Below are 18,751 nucleotides of genomic sequence, written 5' to 3' on the forward strand. Positions count from 1 at the left end.
ATCGCGCAAGCGGCGATGTTTCGCTCAAATTTGGTGCAACCGGAGGCGTTCTGTTTCAGGTCTGCGCCGTTATGAGGGCGAAAATCCTTTCATCGTCGCGCGCTGCGATCGTGGAGAGTTCGGCTGCCGCGCCGACCACATTCGAAATTCCATTTCATTGACGATGAAGTTGCCGCGCCGCATCATTCCCGGGTTGCTTTGAGTGCAATAGCGCCGGAGAAATCCGCTTTTTCTGAACCATGAGCTTCGAACGACGGGGCGCGCAGACGGAGACCTTCTGCGTGCGGGGCGGAGCCTTGCCGAAATGCAGGAGTGATGATGTCGACGAACAACAAGAAGACGGTGATGGATCGCCGCACCTTGCTGCGCGCGGGCGCCGCCGCAGCCTTTGCCGCGCCGATCGGCGCCTATCACGCACAGGCCTTTGCGCCGCGCGCGATCACGCCGGCGATCGATTTCTCCGAATTTCCGATCTGCAAGACCGCATCCGATGCGCCGCCGTTGACCGGCGCGCCGCGCAAGCTGAAACTGTCCTGGAACGCCGGCGCGGTCTGCCTTGCGCCGCTGCCGGTTGCCATCGACCACGGCTTCTTCCAGAAGCAGAATCTCGACGTCGAGCTCGTCAACTATTCCGGCTCGACCGACCAGCTGCTGGAGGCCATCGCCACCGGCAAGAGCGATGCCGGGCTCGGCATGGCGCTGCGCTGGCTGAAGCCGCTCGAGCAGGGCTTCGACGTCAAGATCGCCGCCGGCACCCATGGCGGCTGCATGCGCGTCCTGACCCGGACCAATTCCGGTGTCGACAAGCTCGCCGATCTCAAGGGCAAGATCGTCGCGGTCGGCGATCTCGCAGGTCCTGACAAGAACTTCTTCTCGATCCAGCTCTCCAAGCTCGGCATCGATCCGGTCAGGGATGTCGACTGGCGCGCCTATCCCGGCAATCTCCTGAACGTCGCGGTCGAGAAGGGCGAGGTGCAGGCCTTCCTGTCGTCGGACCCGCTGGCCTATCTCTGGCTCAAGGACACGCAGTACAAAGAGGTCGCCTCCAACCTCGACGGCGAGTACCGCGACAAGAGCTGCTGCATCGTCGGCCTGCGCGGCAGCCTGGTGCGCGAAGAACCGCATGTCGCGCGCGCCATCACCCAGGCGCTGCTCGATGCCGCGATGTTTACGTCGCAGAATCCGGACAAGGCGGCAAAGTCGTTCCAGCCCTATGCGCCGAAGGCGGCGAGCCTCGCCGATCTCGAGGCGATGGCGCGCTACCACACTCATCACCATCATCCGACCGGCGAGGTGCTGAAGCGCGAGCTCAAGGGCTACGCCGACGACCTGAAATCGGTGCAGGTGTTCAAGCAGAGCACCGACACGGCCAAATTCGCGGAGCGGATCTATGTCGACGTATTCAGTGTCTGACACGGCGGCCACCGCCGCGCCGCGCGCCGCGGTCACCTTCTCGAATCTGTCCGGCAGCTATGGTGTCGGGCTTGCGGCGAGCCTCGTCTGGCTCGCGTTCGGGCTGTCATGCCTCTATTGGCCCGATGTCGGCGACTGGTCGCGAACCTCTTCGCTCGGCATCGGCGCGATCGTCATCGCGGCCTTCATCCTGTTCGGCACGTTCAGCGCCGATTATCTCGGCGGCGCCGGGCAGGCGCTGCGCAAGCGCGCACCATGGCTGGTGGCGTTCGGCGCCTTCATCACGCTGTGGGAGGTTGCGACCGCGAAATTCGCCTGGCTGCCGCTGCCGTTCTTCCCGCCGCCGCAGTCGATCCTCGAGGTCTATACCGACGATCTGCCGAAACTGCTCGACAGCGTGTTCGCCTCGATCAAGCTGCAGCTGGGCGGTTACATCATCGGCGCGACCGTCGGCTTCATCACGGGCGTCTCGATCGGCTGGTCGCAGAAGATCGGCTACTGGGTGCATCCGGTGCTGCGCTTCATCGGGCCGTTGCCGGCGACCGCCTGGTTGCCGATCGCGTTCTTCACCTTCCCGTCGAGCTGGAGCGCCTCGACCTTCCTGATCGCGCTCGCCACCGGCTTCCCGGTGACGGTGCTGACCTGGTCCGGCGTGGCAAGCGTCAGCAGCGCCTATTACGACGTCGCGCGCACGCTCGGCGCCAAGCCGTCGTTCCTGGTACTGAAAGTCGCGATCCCCGCCGCGCTGCCGCATGTGTTCGTCGGCCTGTTCATGGGGCTCGGCTCGTCCTTTGCGGTGCTCGTGGTCGCCGAGATGATCGGCGTCAAGGCCGGCCTCGGCTGGTACCTGCAATGGGCGCAAGGCTGGGCGGCCTATGCCAACATGTACGCGGCGCTGATCGTGATGTCGCTGCTCTGCTCCGGCGCGATCACGCTGCTGTTCAAGACCCGTGATCGCCTGCTGGTCTGGCAGAAGGGCGTCGTCAAATGGTAGTGCAATCCGCAGCCGAGGCGATCACCTATCCCGCGGTCGGCGCCGAGCTCGATATCGAGGGCGTCAGCCACGCGTTCGATATCGACGGCACAACCTTGCCGGTGCTCGACAACGTCAGCCTTTCGATCGCGCCGGGCGAGTTCGTGGCGCTGCTCGGCCCGTCCGGCTGCGGCAAGTCGACCCTGCTGCGGCTGGTCGCAGGGCTGGAGAAGCCGCGCAGCGGCTCGCTGCGCGAGGATGACGCCCGCATCAGCGGCCCGCATCCATCGCGCGTCGTCGTGTTCCAGGACCCGACGCTGTTTCCGTGGCGCTCGGTGTGGGACAATGTCGCGCTCGGGCTGGAAGCGCAGGGCATCCTGAAGGCGCAGCGGCATCGGGTCGATGCCGTCATCGAGCTGGTCGGGCTGTCCTCGTTCCGCAACGCCTATCCGCACCAGCTTTCCGGCGGCATGGCGCAGCGCGTGGCGCTGGCGCGCGCGCTGGTCAATGATCCGAAGATCCTCGTGCTCGACGAGCCGCTCGGCAAGCTCGACTCGCTGACGCGGATCGCGATGCAGGCCGAACTCGTGGCGCTGTGGCAGCGCAAGGGTTTTACCACGCTGCTCGTCACTCACGACGTCGAGGAAGCGCTGGTGCTCGCCAACCGCGTCATCGTGCTCTCCGATCGTCCGGCGCGGATCAAGGCCGACATCGCGGTCGCCCGGCCATATCCGCGGCATCGCGGCGATCCATATTTGGCTGATCTGCGCAAGCAGATCCTCGGCCTGCTCGGACTGGAGGCGACATGGTGACGACAGCGGCGCGGGAGCTGCCGCCAGCGAACGAGCCTGAGCACATCGCGCGCGCATTGCGGCTCGCCGAGGTGTTTGCCGCGCGCGCCCCCGCACATGATCGCGACGCCAGCTTTCCGTTCGAGAATTTCGCCGATCTCTCGCGCGAAGGCCTGCTGGCGCTGACGGTACCCGCCGCGCTCGGCGGCGCAGGTGCCGGTGCCCGCGATGCCACGCGCGTGCTCGGCATCATCGGCAAGGCCGATCCGTCGACCGCGCTGGTGCTGTCGATGCATTACATCCAGCATCTGGTGATGGCGCGCAGCACGCGCTGGCCTACCCGGCTGTCGCGCAAGCTTGCGAAGGAGACGGTCGAGGGCGTGGCGTTGATCAACGCGCTCCGCGTCGAACCCGAGTTGGGCTCGCCCGCGCGCGGCGGCCTGCCCGCGACCACGGCGCGGCGCACCGAGACCGGCTGGCGGCTGACCGGCCGCAAGATCTATTCGACCGGCACGCCGATCCTGAAATGGTATTCGGTCTGGGCGAAGACCGACGAGCAGGACGCCCGTGTCGGCTTGTTTCTGGTTCCTGCCGGATTGCCGGGAACGCGGATCGAGCAGACCTGGGATCATCTCGGCCTGCGCGCCAGCGGCAGCCACACCGTGGTCTTCGACGACGTCGTGTTCCCGCTGGATTACGAGATCGACGTCCGCAAGCCCGACGACTGGAAGGTTCCTGACGTCACCCAGGCGACCGTGCACGCGATCTTCGTCGCCGCGATCTATGACGGCATCGCCCGCGCCGCGCGCGACTGGCTGGTCAAGTTCCTCACCGAGCGGGTGCCGGCCAACCTCGGCGCGCCGCTGGCGACGCTGCTGCGCATGCAGGAGGTGGTCGGCGGCATCGAGGCCCGGCTTGCGGTCAATGCCCGCCTGATCGACAGCTTCGCCGCCGATTTCGATAACGGCTTCCCGCTGTCCGCGATCGAGTCTAACATCATCAAGCTGACGGTGACCAATAACGCCGCAGCAGTGGTGGAGGATGCCTTGTCGCTGACCAGCAATCACGGCCTGTCGCGAACCAACCCGCTGGAGCGGCACTACCGCGACGTGCTGTGCGGCCGCGTCCATACCCCGCAAGACGATGCCACCCGCGTCTCCGCCGGACGCTTCGCGCTGGGCGTCTGAAAACAACAGCCAACAACAACGGAGTTGCCAGTCATGCCGGTCGAGTTCATCGGCTTCATCACCAACAACAATTCGTCCGAGACCATCGTCCGGTCCGGCCCGGTACTCGATCCGCCCTATATCGAGACGGTGGCGAAGGCCCATGAGCTCGCCGGCTTCGACCGCGCGCTGCTGGCGTTCCACTCGACCACGCCCGATGCGCTGCAGGTCGCGCAGCATGTCCTGACTATCACCAAGCAGCTGAAAGTGATGATCGCGCAGCGGCCGGGCTTCACGGCGCCGACGCTGCTGGCGCGCCAGCTTGCGACGCTGGATCAGTTCTATGGCGGCCGCGTCTCGCTGCACGTCATCACCGGCGGCAACGCCATCGAGCTGCGCCAGGACGGCAACACGCTCGACGACAAGGACGAGCGCTACGCCCGCACCAGCGAGTTCCTCGATATCGTACGGCTGGAGTGGACCAGCGAGAAGCCGTTCAACTACAGCGGCAAGTATTACAACGTCGAAAACGGCTTCTCGCAGGTGAAGCCGTTGCAGAAGGGCGGCATCTACACCTTCGTCGGCGGCGGCTCGGACGCTGCGGTCGAGGTCGCGGGCAAGCATGCCGACACGTTCGCGCTGTGGGGCGAATCCTATGCGCAGGTGCGCGACGTCACCGCGCGGGTTCGCGCCGCGGCGGCCAAGCACGGCCGGCCGACGCCGCGCTTCAGCCTGTCGGTGCGGCCGATCCTCGCCGACACCGAGGAGAAGGCATGGGCGAAGGCGGAGCATATCCTCGCGCGCGCCACCGCGTTGCAGGACCAGACCGGCTACCGTCGTCCCAATCACGCGACCGACGGCGCAAAGCGGCTCTTGGCGCTGGCCGATCAGGGCACGCGCATCGACAAGCGGCTGTGGACCGAGATCGCAAAGCTCACCGGCGCCAACAGCAATACCACCGCGCTGGTCGGTACGCCCGAGCAGGTCGCCGATGTGTTCGCGGACTACTATGATCTTGGTGTCAGCCATTTCCTGATCCGTGGCTTCGATCCGCTGGTCGATGCCATCGACTATGGCCGCGAGCTGATCCCGCTCACGCGCAAGTTGATCGAAGCGCGCGACCAGCAGCGCGGGATCGCCGCCGAATGATCCGTCTCATTGTCGCGGCGGCGCTTGCGCTCGCCGCCATCGACGCCGCCTTCGCGCAAGTGACGCTGCGCGTCGGCGACCAGAAGGGCAATTCGCAGGCCGTGATGGAAGCGGCCGGCGTGCTCAAGGACGTTCCCTACAGGATCGAGTGGAAGGAGTTCGCCGCCGCGGCGCCGCTGCTGGAGGCGATTGGCGCGGGCGCGATCGACACTGGTCTCGTCGGTGACGCGCCGTTCACGTTCGCGGCTGCCGCGAAAATTCCGGTCAAGGCGATCGCGGCGGTGCGGCAATCGCGCGACGGGCTTGCGATCGTGGTGCCGGAGAATTCCGCGATCAAGAGCTTCGACGATCTGCGCGGCAAGAAGATCGCAACCGGCCGCGGCTCGATCGGCCATCAACTGATCCTGGCGGCGCTGGAATCCAAGGGCTGGCAGGCGAGCGACGTGCAGATCGTGTTCCTCGCGCCGTCGGATGCCAAGGTCGCCTACACGCAAGGCTCGGTCGATGCCTGGTCGACCTGGGAGCCGTATGTCAGCCAGGAAGAGGTGCTGTTCAAGTCGCGCCGCGTCATCACGGCCGACGGCATCACGCCCGGTCTCGGCTTCCAGGTCGCGACGCCGGATGCCATCAAGGACAAGCGCGCCGAGCTCGAGGATTTCGTGCGGCGGCTTGCAGCCGCGCGCGCCTGGTCGCAGAACAATATCGAGGGCTACGCTGCGACCTGGGGCCGGCTGATGAACATCCCGCCCGCGGTGGCGGTGAACTGGCTGACGCGGGCCAAGATCCGCATCGCGCCGATCGACGACAGCGTGGTGGCCGACGAGCAGAAGACCATCGACCTCTACGACCGCTGGGGCCTGATCCGGCAGAAGATCAACGCGGCCAATGTCGTCGACCGGTCGTTTGGCGCGGCGGTGGAGAAGGGCGCCGGGCTGTAGCTTTGCGAATGCGCGATCTCTGCTGCTTGCTGCACATCTTGAGAGAGCGCGGCGTGTGACACCCCCTCTCCCTAACCCTCCCCCGCAAGGGAGGAGGAAACCCTTCCGTTGGTGCCTTCCTCACATCGATGCAGCTAGCGCAGGATGTTTACCTTCGTGAGGTGAACACATTGGTCGGGCTCCCTCTTGCGGGGGAGGGCTGGGGAGAGGGGTAAGCCGCGGGCGCGCCTGTTGGCGTGATCGCGAAATAACCATCCACTTCGCGATGGCGACGCCGGAAGGATTTTTCCGGGTTCTTACCGGGGGGACTAGCAACGTTGCTATTTTCTGGACGCCCTTGCGGCGTCGTCCGGCACCGCCAAGATCAAACAGACGAACAATCGAGTCCGGGAGATCACCGTGGGCCTTCAAGAAACTCGCATCGAGTCGCTGCCGTTTGTGACCGCTGAACTGAATTATCTCGCGCCGACGCCGGGCAAGCCCCGGACCTACGCTTTCGATCCGCCGCCCGGCGAACCCAAATCCACCGCGCTGCCCGAACCTCACAATGTCCCGATCTTCGACGGGCGCCTGATCGCCGACAGCTTCTCGCTCGATCGCGAGGGTTTTGCGCTGGTCAAGCATCCGACCATCGTGAAGGATTATTACGACGACAACGAAGTCCGCAACGTCTACTACCCGGCCGTCGAAGCCTTCCTCAAGGCAACGCTGAAGGCGGATCGCGTCTTCATCTTCGATCATACCGTGCGCAAGCGGGTCGAAGGTGCGGCCGATATCCGCGGCGGCGGCCCGCGCCAGCCGGCAACCCGGGTCCATGTCGACCAGACCGCCGTCTCCGGCCGCAACCGGGTGTTCGAGCATTTGCCGGACGAGGCAGAGCAACTCGTCAAGGGCCGCGTCCAGGTGATCAATCTGTGGCGCCCGATCCGCGGCCCGTTGCTCGATTCACCGCTCGCGATGGCCGACGGCACCACGGTCGCCCCGGAGGATCTGGTCGCGTCCGACCTGATCTACCCGAACCGCAGCGGCGAGACCTATTCGGTGAGGTACAATCCGAACCATCGCTGGTTCTACATTCCCGAGATGACGCCGGACGAGGCGATCCTGCTGAAGTGCTACGATTCGGCGACCGACGGCCGGACCCGGTTCGGGCCGCATACCGCCTTCGTCGACCCGACCACGCCTGCGGACGCCGCGCCGCGCGAGAGCATCGAGCTGCGGACGCTGGTGTTCCATAAGCAGTAGCAGTCATCACAGGTGCGCTCCCTCTCCCGCTGCAAGCGGGAGAGGTGAGATGAGCCTGCGGATAGGCTGAACCCACCAGCTCTGCCGCCAAAGTTGGCACCATCAGCCCAATAATGTTACGCCCGCCCCCGCAACTGCTCGGGGAAAGGGCTGCTCATGGACGGCGTGGTGACGAAGGAAGCAGCGGGGATCGGGTTCCGCGCCCTGGTCCTTGCACTTCTGGCATTGGCCTCTGGCCACATGCTGTCGACGCTGCTGCGCACGATCCCTGCGATCAGCCTCGATCTGATGGCGCGTGATTTCGGCACCTCGCCGCAGGCGCTGGCGAGCCTCACCTCGATCTATCATTTCTCCTTTGCCGCCTCGCAAATCCCGGTTGGCGCCGCGATGGACCGTTTCGGCGTGCGGCCGGTGTCGCTGAGCCTTCTCGGAGGTACCGTGGTCGGGACTTTGGTCTCGGCGCTCGCCACGGGCCGTGCGAGCTTCGTGCTCGGGCAACTGATGCTCGGCATCGCCACCTCCGGCATGCTGATGTGCCCGATGACGCTGGCGGCCAAGCAGATGTCGGCGGCGAAGTTCGGCCTGTGGTCCGGCCTGATCCTCTCGATCGGCAATATCGGCATGCTGCTGTCGGCAAGCCCGCTGGCCTTCGTGGTCGATCAGTTCGGCTGGCGCGCCGGCTTCTGGGGCTCGGCCGGCTTCGGCATTGTGGTGCTGATCGCGGTGTTCGCGCTGGTGCCGCGGCAGCCGGCGGCGCATGCCGATGATTCCTCGCCCTTGCTGCAGATGGCCGAGGTGCTGCGGCTCGGCCTGTCGCGCGGCCTGCGCGGACTGATCGCGCTGTCGCTGGTGTCGCTCGGTGCCTCGCTGGTGCTGCGCGGCCTATGGGGCGGGCCGTGGCTGATGGATATAAAGGGGCTCAGCCGCATCGAGGCCGGCAATGTGCTCGGCCTGTTCACGCTGGCGATGATCATTGGCCCGGCCTGTATCGGCGCCATCGATCGCAAGTTCGGGCATCGCCGCACCATGGTGGCGTCGACCCATGCCATTGCCGCGGTGCTGCTGGTGCTGATGGCCGCCGGCGCGCCGCACTTCCCGGTCTCGAACCTGCTCGGCGTTGCCGTGATGCCGGTGCAATATGACCTGGTGCTGCTGGTTCTGATCGGGTTTGCGACCTCGGCGCAGCCGCTGATCTACGGCATGACGCGGCAACTCGTCGCCGCCAAGGACACCGGCAAGGCGCTGTCGTCGGTCAATCTCGCGTTCTTCCTCGGCGCGGCGCTGCTGCAATTCAGCACCGCTGGCGTTGCCGCGCTGTTCGGGCTGCCCGCGGTGCTGCTGTTCATCGCCGGTGCGCTGGTGATCGGGATCGTGCTGTTTTGGCTCTATACCTCGGCGGCGGTGGCGATAAGATAGCGGTCTGTTCCACCGCTCCCGGAAATCACGTGTCCACGCCTGCCAAGATCGATCCGATCACCCGTTCCGTCGTCCAGCACCGCCTGTCGTCGATCGTGAAGGAGATGGGCGAAGCCATGCTTCGCACCTCCTATTCGCAAATCCTCAATTCCAGCCGCGATTTTTCGCTGGCGATCTGCGACACCAGCGGGCGGCTGATCGCGCAGGCCGACCATATCCCGGTGCATGTCGGCGCCCTGCCGTGGGCGACGCTCGCGGTCGAGGAACGCTTCAAGGATGTCGCGCCCGGCGACGTCATTCTGCTCAACGACCCCTATCAGGGCGGCAGCCATCTGCCTGATCTCACCGCCTTCGTGCCGGTGTTCGACGGCGGCAAGCGATTGCTCTGGACCATCGTGCGCGCGCATCAGAGCGACATCGGCGGCGCCACCCATGGCGCCTACAATCCGGCCGCGACCGAGATCTACCAGGAAGGCATCCGGATTCCGCCGATCAAGCTCTACGAGGCCGGCAAGCCGCGCGAGGACCTGCTGGACCTGCTGGCGCTCAATATCCGCAACCCCCGTGAATTCCGCGGCGACCTTGCGGCGATGCTGGGTGCCGCGCATCTCGGCGAGCGCCGCGTCGCAAAGCTGTTCAGCGAGTTCGGCGTCGAGACCGTCGAAGCCGCGATCGAGGCCATTCTCGACGCGACCGAGCAGCAGACCCGCGCGGTGGTGTCGAGCTGGAAGGATGGCATATTCTACGGCGAGGCGCTGCTCGACGACGACGGCCATGGCCGTACCGACATCAAGATCGCAGCCAAGGTGACCAAGAAAGGCAGCGACATCGAGGTCGATCTCACCGGTTCCGATCCGCAGTCGACCAGTTTCGTCAACTCGTCGCATGCCAACATGCAGGCTGCGGTCGCGATGGCGTTTGCCTATCTGATCGACGCCGATATCCCGAAGAACACCGGCGCGCTGCGGCCGCTGAAGGTGGTGGCGAAGCAAGGCACCATCGTGTGGGCCGATCCCGGCCGTCCCGTGACCTTGTGTACCAGCCATCCCTCCAACGAGATCGTCGAGGCCATCATCAAGGCGATGTCGGCGTCCTGCCCGGATCGCGTGATGGGCGGCTGGGGCCGCAGATTCCGCATCGCGATCCAGGGCGAGGATCCGCGCAACGGGCGCAATTTCATCTGGCACATGTTCCAGGCACGGCCCGGCGGCGGCGCATCGCCGGGCGGTGACGGTTATTCCTCGATCGGTGAGTGGCACTCGGTGGGCGGACTCAAATTTGGCAGCATCGAGGTTGCCGAGGTGCGCTTTCCCTTGCATTTCCGCCAGCACGAGTTCCGACCGGATTCCGGTGGCGACGGCCAGCATCGCGGCGGCCTCGGCGTCGCGCTCGACATGGTGCTGGAGACTGAGAAACTCGCCAAGGGCAACACCGCCGGCGACGGCGCGCGCCACGGCCCCTGCGGCATGCTGGGCGGCAAGGACGGCCAGCCGCATCGCTACCGCCTCCTGTCGGAAGGCCGCGCGCCGCGGGTGCTGAAGACCAAGGAGGTCGGCATCGAGCTGCGCCCCGGCGATTGCCTGGAGATCCGCTCGTCCGGCGGTGGGGGCTGGGGGCCGCCCGAGAAGCGATCAGCGGAGGCGCGGGCGCGCGACGCGGCTCAAGGTCTGGTTTCGAAGGCGTTATAGGGCAGCGATGTACACGATTGGGGTTGACGTCGGCGGCACCTACACCGACCTGGTTGCGACTGATCAAACCGGGCGCACCGTGTTCGCGAAATCACCATCCACGCCGGCCGATCAGTCGGTCGGCGTCATGGCGGGACTCGAAGAGCTGGCGCGCCGCCTCGGCGTTACGCGCGCGGCGATGCTGGCTGCGACCGATCGGCTGGTGCACGGCACGACGGTTGCGACCAATGCGCTGCTGGAACGCAAGGGCGCCAAAGTCGCGCTCTTGACCACCGAGGGCCATCGCGACGTCGTCGAGATGCGCGAGGGACTCAAGCCGGATCGCTACGATCTGCGCACGCCGCCGCCCGAGCCGCTGGTGCCGCGCGAGCGGCGCTTCGGCGTGCGCGAGCGGCTGAAGGCCGACGGCAGCGCCGCGGTTGCGCTCGATGCGACGGCACTCGGCGATGTCATCGCCGAGGTGAAGCGGTCGGGCGCGAACTCCGTCGCGGTCTGCTTCCTGCACGCCTATCTGAATCCGGCGCATGAGCTCGCCGCGGTCGAGCGGCTTAGCAAGGAGCTGCCCGATGTCAGCGTGTCGCGCTCGAGCGACGTGCTGCCGCAGATCAAGGAATACGAGCGCGTCTCGACCACGATCGTGAACGCCTATGTCGCGCCGACGGTGCGGCGCTATCTCACCAATCTGGAGCGCAGCCTGCACGAGGCCGGCTTCAAGGGCTCGCTGTTCGTCGTGCTGTCGCATGGCGGCATGGCGCCGGTCGAGGAAGCCTCGCGGCTTGCCGCGGGCACCGTGCTGTCGGGGCCGGCCGGCGGCATCTCCGGCAGCCGCCGCTGCGCCGAGATGCTCGGGATTCCCGATCTCGTGCCGTTCGACATGGGCGGCACCTCGACCGACATCTCGCTGATCGCAGACGGCGAGGCGTCGCTGTCGGCCGACGGCATACTGGCCGGCCAGCGCATCGCGCTGCGCAGCCTCGACATCGCCAGCATCGCGGCGGGCGGCGGCTCGATAGCCGGCGTCGATGGCAGCCGCACGCTCCGGGTTGGGCCAGAGAGCGCGGGCTCGGTGCCGGGGCCGGCCTGCTACGGCAATGGCGGCACGGCCGCGACCGTCACCGATGCCAACGTCGTACTCGGCTATCTCGATGCGAGCGCCTTCATGGGCGGCGCACGGCCGCTCGATCGCGCGGCGTCGGAAGCCGCGGTCGACCGCATCGCCGAAGCGCTCGAATTGTCGCGGATCGAGGCTGCCGCCGGCATCTACAAGATGATCAACCTGAAGATGGCCGACGGCATCCGCCTGATGACCTTGCGCCGCGGCGTCGATCCCCGAAAATTCGCGCTGCTCAGCTTCGGCGGCGCCGCCGGCATGCATGCGGCCGAGGTCGCGCGCGAGCTCGAGATCAAGCGCATCATCGTGCCGACGGTCGCCTCCGTGCTGTCGGCCTGGGGCATGCTGACCAGCGATCTGCGCTATGAGGTCAGCCGGACCCATTACGGCACGGGGCGCATTTCCGCCGACGAGGTGAGGGCGCTGTTCGCCGGACTGGAAGAGCAGGCGGCCGGCCGCTTGCGCGACTGGTTCAAGGGCGACATCGCGATCGAGCGCTCGGCCGAGATGCGCTATGGCGAGCAGGTGTTCGAAATCGACGTGCCGCTCGGCGACCTCGACCTCTGCGCCGCGGATCTCGTGGCGCAGATCGAGGAGCGTTTCCATCGCCGCCACGAGGACCTCTACACCTATGCCTCGCGCGGGCAGGAGGTGGTGTTCGTCAACGCCCGCGTGGCCGCGGTCGGCAAGGTGGCGCCCGGCGGCGGCGACATTGGTGAGGCTGCCTCAGCCGCACCCTGCGCGCCGCGCGGCAAGCGGCAGGCCTGGCTCGGCGCCTGGCGCGAGGTGCCCGTCTATGCGCTCGACGATCTCAAGCCCGGCCATGCGCTGGCCGGTCCCGCGATCATCGAGGCCGAAACCACCACGGTTCTGGTCGACAGCGGTGATCGTGTTACGGTCAACCCGCTGGGCTGGCTCGACATAACATTGCGCTGAGCGCCGTCTCCGCCATCAACAATTCATTTTTCCGGCATTGGCTTGGGCGATAAGCTCTGCGCGCTGGGAGGGAGCGCCGGTCGGTGCCGGCGTTGTGGCGATGTTGATGCAAACAACAAGACAAACTGCGCTTTCGATATCACTGGCCTTCGCAGCTGTTCTCGCGTCGGCGCCGCTGCACGCCCAGCAGGCGCAGGACGCGGCCGGCGGCGAGATCCGCGTCGGTAACGTGATGCCCTACACCGGGCCGCTCGCGGCGTTCGCGACCATCGGGCGCGCCGAAGCGGCTTATTTCGACATGGTCAACGAGCATGGCGGCATCAACGGCCGCAAGGTCAGGTTCATCTCGGTCGATGACAGCTCCAATCCGAAGACCGCAGTCGAGCAGACCCGCGATCTCGTCGAGAAGCAGGACGTGCTGTTGATGTTCGGCTCGTTCGGCACGCCGAGCAACCTCGCCGTCCGGAAATACCTCAACGAGAAGAACATCCCGCAGCTGTTCGTCGCCTCCGGCGACGAGGAGTGGGCACATCCGAAAACCTTTCCCTGGACCATGGGCTGGCAGCCGACCTTCCGCGCCGAGGGCCGCATCTACGCCAATTACATCCAGGCGGCGTATCCCTCGCGCAAGATCGCGGTGCTGTGGCAGAACGACCAGTTCGGCCGCGACCTGTTCAGGGGATTGCAAGAAGGGCTCGGCGATACCGCGGGCATGATCGTCGCCGATCTCGCCTTCGACGCATCGGAGACCAGGATCGAGAACCAACTCGGGATATTGAAGGACTCCGGCGCCGACATCCTCGTTTTCGACGGCGCGCCGGCGATCGCGGCGCGCGCGATCCGCGTCGTGGCCGGGATGGATTGGCATCCGGTGTTCATCCTCGACAATGCCTCGGCCTCGATCGCCAGCGCGCTGCAGCCAGCTGGCCTGCAGAATTCTCTGGGCGTGATCTCGACCTCGTTCCTGAAGGATGCCGGCGACGCTTCCTGGAAGAACGATCCGCAGATCAAGGCATGGGACGCCTTCATGGACAAGTACTATCCCGACGGCGACAAGGACGACATCTACGCCGTGTTCGGCTATGCCGCCGCCGACACGCTGATGCAGGTGCTGCGCCAGTGCGGCGACGATTTGTCGCGCGCGAACATCATGCGGCAGGCCGCCTCGCTGAAGGACTATCAAAGTCCGATCGCGCTGCCCGGGATCGTGATCAACACCGGGCCGAAGGATTTCCGCCCGATCAAGCAGATGCGGCTGGTGCAGTTCGACGGCAACGCCTGGCAGCCGATCGGCGACGTGATCGAGAGCGCGTTCACACCGGTGCGCGAGGATAATTGAGCACCGCAGCCGCTCCAACACCGTCACCCTGAGGAGGCCGCGCAGCGGCCGTCTCGAAGGGGCGACGGCCCCGGCTGGTGGCCGTGCATCCTTCGAGGCTCGCCCAGCGGCGCAATTGCGCCGCAAGGCTCGCACCTCAGGATGACGGAGCAAAAGTGGTGCTGTTGGCGATAAGCGCTACTTCTTCAACCCGTAATTCAACAGCCCGCCCTTGTTCTTCGGCGGATGCGCGCGCAGGCCTTCCTCGTTCGGCTCGGTGCCCCAGCCCGGGCGATCCGGGATCACGAGATGGCCGTCGACGAACTCCGGCACGTGGGTGAACAGCTCGTGGTCCCAGGCCAGCCGATCGATGTCGGTCTCCATGATCCGCAAGTTCGGCACCGCGGCGCAGAAATGCGCGTTCATCATGGTGCAGAGGTGGCCGTAGAAATTATGCGGCGCGACGTTGACCTCGAAATGCTCGGCGGCGGCGGCGATCTTCATCGATTGCCAGACCCCGTTCCACGGCGTGTCGATGATCGCGACGTCCATCGCCTGCTCGGAGAAGTAGGGCAGGAATTCGCGCAGGCCGAGCAGCGTCTCGCAGGATGAGATCGGGTGCGGGCTCTGGCGGCGGATATAGCCGAGCGCCTGCGGGTTGAAGGTGTCGATCTCGACCCAGAACATGTCCATCTTCTCGATGGCGCGCAGGATCTTCAGATAGCCTTCGGTCTTGGCGTTGAAGTTGAGGTCGAGCAGCAGGTCGACATCCGGCCCCGCGCCGTCGCGGATCGCCTCCAGATGCATGCAGAGATTGCGCAGCACGGTTCGATCGACATTGATCTCGGGCTGGAACGGCGAGCCGAAGCCGGGGCGCCAGCCTTGCGGTTTGCCGTCCGTGTAGACGAAGATGTTGGTCTTCATCGCCGAGAATTTCTTCTCGCGCACCTCGGCGCCGATCGCCTTGACGCCGTCGAGGTCGGTGATGGCGGGCTTGTACCAGTCGGGGTGATTGATGCGCCAGGTCGCGCAATGCGACCAGTAGACCCGCACGCGGTCGCGGATCTTGCCGCCGAGCAGATCGTAGCAGGGCACGCCGAGCGCCTTGGCCTTGACGTCGAGCAGCGCGTTCTCGATGGCGCCTAACGCCAGCGCCACCACGCCGCCGGCGGCGGGGCGGGTTGCGGCGAACAGCTCGACATGGATCCGCTCGTGCTCGAACGCGTTCTTGCCGACAACGCGTGCCGATAGCCGCTCGATCGCCGCGGTCACGCCGGGCGCGCCGAAGCCTTCGTCATATTCGCTCCAGCCGACCAGCCCGTCCGCGGTCGTCACCTTGACGAAATGATAATTCCGCCAGCCGGCATCGCAGGCGAGCGTCTCGACGCTTTTGATCGTGGTGGATTTGCTCATGGTTTCCTGCCCGGGCCGTTGTTGATGTTGGGAAGTACCAACAACGGATCGGCCGAGGCGTCAATTCGCGCCAGGGCAGGGCGACAATGCAGCCCCGTCATTGCGAGGAGCGTAAGCGACGAAGCAATCCAACTTTCCCCGAGCGATGCGATGGATTGCTTCGCTACCCTCGCAATGACGGGGAGGGAACGTATGCACCAGCCGTCACCCTGAGGAGCGCGCTCTTGCGCGCGTCTCGAAGGGTCGACGGCCGGCTCTCTCCGTGTGGGTCTAGCGGGGCCGTGCATCCTTCGAGACGCCGCTTCGCGGCTCCTCGGGATGACGGTGAGGGAGTGTTCAGCTCTGAGGCCGGAACAATGTCGGCCGCTGCCGTTCGAACGTCTTGCGGCCGCGCTTGAAGCCCATCAGCACGTCGGGCAGTTCCGCGATGGCGTTGGTTCCGCTGTCGGTGTCGAGCACGACGATGTCGGCGGGATGGCCGACCGCGATGCCGTAATCCCTGAGGTTCATCAGCCGCGCCGGCAGTTCGGTGACGAGGTCGAGGCAGGTGTCGAACTCGCCGATTCCGGCATGCGCGGCGTTGGCGTAGAGATTGGCCATCCGCAGCAGCGAGGCATCGCCGAACGGTGTGAAGGGATTTTGCACGTTGTTGGTCGCGACCGAGCAGAGCACGCCATCGGCGACCAGCCGATGTGCGGCGGTCATGCCGCGCGGGGCGTTGTGGGTGGCGTCGCGCCCCATCAGATAGAGGTCGGTCGCCGGCAGCACGGTGACCGCGACGCCGGCCGCGGCGAGCCGCGCGCTGGCCGCCCTCAGGCTGTCAGGCGGCAATGCGGATAGTTTGGTCGCGTGCCCGATCGCGACGCGTCCCTGATAGTTGCGCCGCTCGGTCTGCCGGCAGACCTCCTCCATGTGCGACCACGACGGATCGAGGTCGAAGTCGAGATGGAAGTCGACGTCGATGTCGAACTCCTGCGCCAGATCGAAGATGCGCGCAATGTGCGCGTTCGGATCGGTGTCGACATAGGGGCAGCCGCCGATCGCTTCGGCGCCGTCGTTGAGGGCCGTAACCAGCAACTCGTCGGCGCCGGGATCGTTGGTCAGGCCCTCCTGCGGGAAGACGCAGAGCGACAGATCGAGCGCCCAGGCATAGTCGCGCTTCAGCGCCTTCACCGCCTCGAAGCCGCGCAGGCCGATCCGCGGATCGATCTCGACATGGCTCCGCATTCGCGTGGTGCCCGCGGTGATCGCGCGCTCGATCACTTTCGAGCCGCGCGCATAGACGTCCTCGACCGTGAAGTCGCGCTTCATGGCCGACACCGCGCGGATCGCTTCCGCGAGGCTGGCGTGGTCGTGGCCGCAGCGGCCGAGCAGGCAGGCCTTGTCGAGGTGGATATGGGTGTCGACGAAGCCCGGCAGCACCAGCCGTCCGCCCAGATCGACCTCGACGGCCTCGCAGGCCAGCTGCGGCGCGATCGCGGCGATCCGGCCATCGGCGATGCCGATATCGACCGCCGACGCGGAGCCGCGCGTCGCGGCACGACGGAGGACCAAGTCGAAGGCAGGTTTCGCGTTCATCGGAGGAGGCGACATGGGCTGGTTTGAGCCTAGCGGAAGGGAGGGGAAGGAGCAGCACCAGATTGTGTGCAGATTGGCTGCCGAATTGTCTAAAAAAGATGCATACACTTTTTCAGCCAGATTGTAGAGTCCTGATCATGCCAGGAGGCCCGCCATGCCCGTCACCGCCGAAGCCGACGCCCGCCCGATGTCCGATGCCGAGATCGTCGAGGCGTACCTGACGGCGTCGATGATCCCCGATCCCGACGCGGCCGCGGCCTACATGAAGCCCGGCACGGTGATCACTTTCACCGGCGGGCGCGAATTCGACCATCCGCGCGGGCCGACCGGCTTCAACGCCAGGCGCTATCGCTGGGTGAAAAAGAAGATGGACCGCTTCGACGTCTGCCCCGGCGCCGGCGAGACCGTCGTCTACAGCGTCGGCACGCTCTACGGCGAATGGATCGACGGCACGCCGTTCGAAGGCAACCGCTACGTCGACCGCTTCGTGGTGAAGGGCGGGCAGATCGTCAAGATGGACGTCTGGAACGACAGCGCCGAGCGGATTTTGCTGCAGCGGGGGATCGAGGCGTAGGGAACGCGCAGCCGTCATTGCGAGGAGCGAAGCGACGAAGCAATCCATGTCACGGCAAGCGGCGCGATGGATTGCTTCGCTTCGCTCGCAATGACGGGGATAGAGTCGAGGCAACCGTCAGCGCCGCGCGGCCTTCGGCAGCTTCACCACCTTCTCGCCGCTCGCCTCGTCGGCGTAGGGCGCGAGGATATCCAGCAGATCGCGGCCGCGCTGCGGGCTCGGTGCGACCAGCGCGCGCGTCGCCACGGAATCCAGGTGGTGGTGCATCAGCTCCATCGCCTTCGCCACATCGCCCTTCACCAGCGCCGCGATGATCGCGCGATGCTCGTTGATCGCGCATTCCGATGAATGCGGCCGGCTGTACAGCGACAGCGTCAGGCAGCAGCGGTAGGCGACCTCGCTGACGTAGCGCACCAGGATCGGGCTGCTCGTCATGTGGGCGAGCAGGATGTGGAATTCGGTGGCGAGCCGGATCGACACCGCGTCGGCGCCGTCGCGGGCACGATCCTCGGCGTCGACATGGGCGGTGAGTTCGGCGATCTGGGGTTTGGTCAGCTTGCCCGCGAGCTGCCGCACCACCAGCCGCTCCAGCTCGATGCGGATGTCGAAGGCATCGCGCGCCTCCTGCCAGCTCGGTGTTGCAACGACCGCGATCCGGTTCCGGCGCAGCTCGACGAGGCCCTCCGCGGCCAGTTGGCCGAGCGCATGGCGCGCGATGGTGCGGCTGACGCCGAAACGCTCGCCGAGCGAATCCTCCGGCAGCTTGGCGCCGGGCTCCAATGCCTGCTCGATGATCGCGCGCCGCAATGCACGGCAGATCACGCTGACCTTGTCGGTCGATTCAGCCGTTTTGCTGGTGCGGTCGCGCCCCGCCATTGCCGCGAATCCTTCTCGAAAGGTGCTTAGAACGCCTCTTTATCATACCGCAAAAACAATCGACCGCCCGAATTGCATGCAGTTCTAGCTGTGGATTGCCCAAAAGGAAGCCGGCTCTCCAAGGCACTAGGCGCGCGATCCCCCTGATTTCCAACGGGTTCGGCAC

15 protein-coding genes are annotated in these 18,751 nt (G+C 66.0%); 12 read left to right on the forward strand and 3 right to left on the reverse strand.

Features of this window, described 5'->3' with window-relative positions:
- The first annotated feature begins 315 nt into the window (after positions 1–315).
- From AKN83_RS29065 to AKN83_RS29115, 11 genes are all read left to right on the forward strand, one after another.
- The gene (locus AKN83_RS29065; RefSeq protein ID WP_430641584.1) at positions 316–1,413 is read left to right on the forward strand and encodes an ABC transporter substrate-binding protein; all 1,098 of its coding nucleotides are present in this window, start codon (positions 316–318) and stop codon (positions 1,411–1,413) included.
- Positions 1,391–2,407: an ABC transporter permease gene (locus AKN83_RS29070; RefSeq protein WP_050404242.1), complete on the forward strand. Its 1,017-nt coding sequence runs from the start codon at positions 1,391–1,393 to the stop codon at positions 2,405–2,407. The genes AKN83_RS29065 and AKN83_RS29070 overlap by 23 nt, the downstream gene beginning before the upstream one ends.
- On the forward strand, positions 2,401–3,198 hold the full coding sequence (locus AKN83_RS29075; RefSeq protein WP_050404243.1) for an ABC transporter ATP-binding protein: 798 nt from the start codon (positions 2,401–2,403) through the stop codon (positions 3,196–3,198). Before AKN83_RS29070 ends, AKN83_RS29075 begins: the two co-directional genes overlap by 7 nt.
- The gene (locus AKN83_RS29080; RefSeq protein WP_050404244.1) at positions 3,192–4,364 is read left to right on the forward strand and encodes an acyl-CoA dehydrogenase family protein; all 1,173 of its coding nucleotides are present in this window, start codon (positions 3,192–3,194) and stop codon (positions 4,362–4,364) included. Before AKN83_RS29075 ends, AKN83_RS29080 begins: the two co-directional genes overlap by 7 nt.
- A gap of 33 nt (positions 4,365–4,397) precedes the next feature.
- Positions 4,398–5,492 carry an LLM class flavin-dependent oxidoreductase gene (locus AKN83_RS29085; RefSeq protein WP_050404245.1) on the forward strand — a complete coding sequence of 365 codons (1,095 nt, stop codon included), beginning with the start codon at positions 4,398–4,400 and terminating at the stop codon, positions 5,490–5,492.
- Positions 5,489–6,430 (forward strand): ABC transporter substrate-binding protein, encoded by a 942-nt coding sequence (locus tag AKN83_RS29090; RefSeq protein WP_050404246.1) that lies wholly within the window; start codon positions 5,489–5,491, stop codon positions 6,428–6,430. The genes AKN83_RS29085 and AKN83_RS29090 overlap by 4 nt, the downstream gene beginning before the upstream one ends.
- A 399-nt stretch (positions 6,431–6,829) precedes the next feature.
- Positions 6,830–7,675 carry a CmcJ/NvfI family oxidoreductase gene (locus AKN83_RS29095; RefSeq protein WP_050404247.1) on the forward strand — a complete coding sequence of 282 codons (846 nt, stop codon included), beginning with the start codon at positions 6,830–6,832 and terminating at the stop codon, positions 7,673–7,675.
- A gap of 156 nt (positions 7,676–7,831) precedes the next feature.
- A complete protein-coding gene (locus AKN83_RS29100; protein WP_050404248.1) occupies positions 7,832–9,091 on the forward strand; it encodes an MFS transporter in 1,260 nt (419 codons plus the stop codon).
- Positions 9,092–9,120: 29 nt separating this feature from the next.
- The gene (locus AKN83_RS29105; protein WP_050404249.1) at positions 9,121–10,779 is read left to right on the forward strand and encodes a hydantoinase B/oxoprolinase family protein; all 1,659 of its coding nucleotides are present in this window, start codon (positions 9,121–9,123) and stop codon (positions 10,777–10,779) included.
- A gap of 7 nt (positions 10,780–10,786) precedes the next feature.
- On the forward strand, positions 10,787–12,826 hold the full coding sequence (locus AKN83_RS29110; RefSeq protein ID WP_050404250.1) for a hydantoinase/oxoprolinase family protein: 2,040 nt from the start codon (positions 10,787–10,789) through the stop codon (positions 12,824–12,826).
- A gap of 106 nt (positions 12,827–12,932) precedes the next feature.
- Positions 12,933–14,165: an ABC transporter substrate-binding protein gene (locus tag AKN83_RS29115; RefSeq protein WP_050404268.1), complete on the forward strand. Its 1,233-nt coding sequence runs from the start codon at positions 12,933–12,935 to the stop codon at positions 14,163–14,165.
- Between the two features lie 177 nt (positions 14,166–14,342).
- Here the strand turns inward: AKN83_RS29115 and AKN83_RS29120 are convergent, their stop codons facing one another.
- On the reverse strand, positions 14,343–15,557 hold the full coding sequence (locus AKN83_RS29120; protein WP_050404251.1) for a mandelate racemase/muconate lactonizing enzyme family protein: 1,215 nt from the start codon (positions 15,555–15,557) through the stop codon (positions 14,343–14,345).
- Positions 15,558–15,893: 336 nt separating this feature from the next.
- A complete protein-coding gene (locus AKN83_RS29125) occupies positions 15,894–17,135 on the reverse strand; it encodes an amidohydrolase family protein (RefSeq protein WP_050404252.1) in 1,242 nt (413 codons plus the stop codon).
- Between the two features lie 154 nt (positions 17,136–17,289).
- Between AKN83_RS29125 and AKN83_RS29130 the strand changes: the two genes are divergently transcribed.
- A complete protein-coding gene (locus tag AKN83_RS29130) occupies positions 17,290–17,709 on the forward strand; it encodes a nuclear transport factor 2-like protein (protein ID WP_050404253.1) in 420 nt (139 codons plus the stop codon).
- Between the two features lie 117 nt (positions 17,710–17,826).
- Here AKN83_RS29130 and AKN83_RS29135 read toward each other — a convergent pair whose 3' ends face one another.
- The gene (locus AKN83_RS29135; protein ID WP_063695582.1) at positions 17,827–18,585 is read right to left on the reverse strand and encodes a GntR family transcriptional regulator; all 759 of its coding nucleotides are present in this window, start codon (positions 18,583–18,585) and stop codon (positions 17,827–17,829) included.
- Between the last annotated feature and the right edge of the window lie 166 nt (positions 18,586–18,751).

The sequence above is a fragment of the Bradyrhizobium embrapense genome (assembly GCF_001189235.2).
Classification (GTDB): Bacteria; Pseudomonadota; Alphaproteobacteria; order Rhizobiales; family Xanthobacteraceae; genus Bradyrhizobium; species Bradyrhizobium embrapense.

Coding starts and splice junctions, on each gene's coding strand:
- AKN83_RS29065 (WP_430641584.1), top strand. CDS start 316: ATGATGTCGACGAACAACAAGAAGACGGTGATGGATCGCCGCACCTTG.
- AKN83_RS29075 (WP_050404243.1), top strand. CDS start 2,401: ATGGTAGTGCAATCCGCAGCCGAGGCGATCACCTATCCCGCGGTCGGC.
- AKN83_RS29110 (WP_050404250.1), top strand. CDS start 10,787: ATGTACACGATTGGGGTTGACGTCGGCGGCACCTACACCGACCTGGTT.
- AKN83_RS29120 (WP_050404251.1), bottom strand. CDS start 15,557: ATGAGCAAATCCACCACGATCAAAAGCGTCGAGACGCTCGCCTGCGAT.
- AKN83_RS29130 (WP_050404253.1), top strand. CDS start 17,290: ATGCCCGTCACCGCCGAAGCCGACGCCCGCCCGATGTCCGATGCCGAG.
- AKN83_RS29090 (WP_050404246.1), top strand. CDS start 5,489: ATGATCCGTCTCATTGTCGCGGCGGCGCTTGCGCTCGCCGCCATCGAC.
- AKN83_RS29115 (WP_050404268.1), top strand. CDS start 12,933: ATGCAAACAACAAGACAAACTGCGCTTTCGATATCACTGGCCTTCGCA.
- AKN83_RS29100 (WP_050404248.1), top strand. CDS start 7,832: ATGGACGGCGTGGTGACGAAGGAAGCAGCGGGGATCGGGTTCCGCGCC.
- AKN83_RS29085 (WP_050404245.1), top strand. CDS start 4,398: ATGCCGGTCGAGTTCATCGGCTTCATCACCAACAACAATTCGTCCGAG.
- AKN83_RS29070 (WP_050404242.1), top strand. CDS start 1,391: ATGTCGACGTATTCAGTGTCTGACACGGCGGCCACCGCCGCGCCGCGC.
- AKN83_RS29080 (WP_050404244.1), top strand. CDS start 3,192: ATGGTGACGACAGCGGCGCGGGAGCTGCCGCCAGCGAACGAGCCTGAG.
- AKN83_RS29125 (WP_050404252.1), bottom strand. CDS start 17,135: ATGAACGCGAAACCTGCCTTCGACTTGGTCCTCCGTCGTGCCGCGACG.
- AKN83_RS29135 (WP_063695582.1), bottom strand. CDS start 18,585: ATGGCGGGGCGCGACCGCACCAGCAAAACGGCTGAATCGACCGACAAG.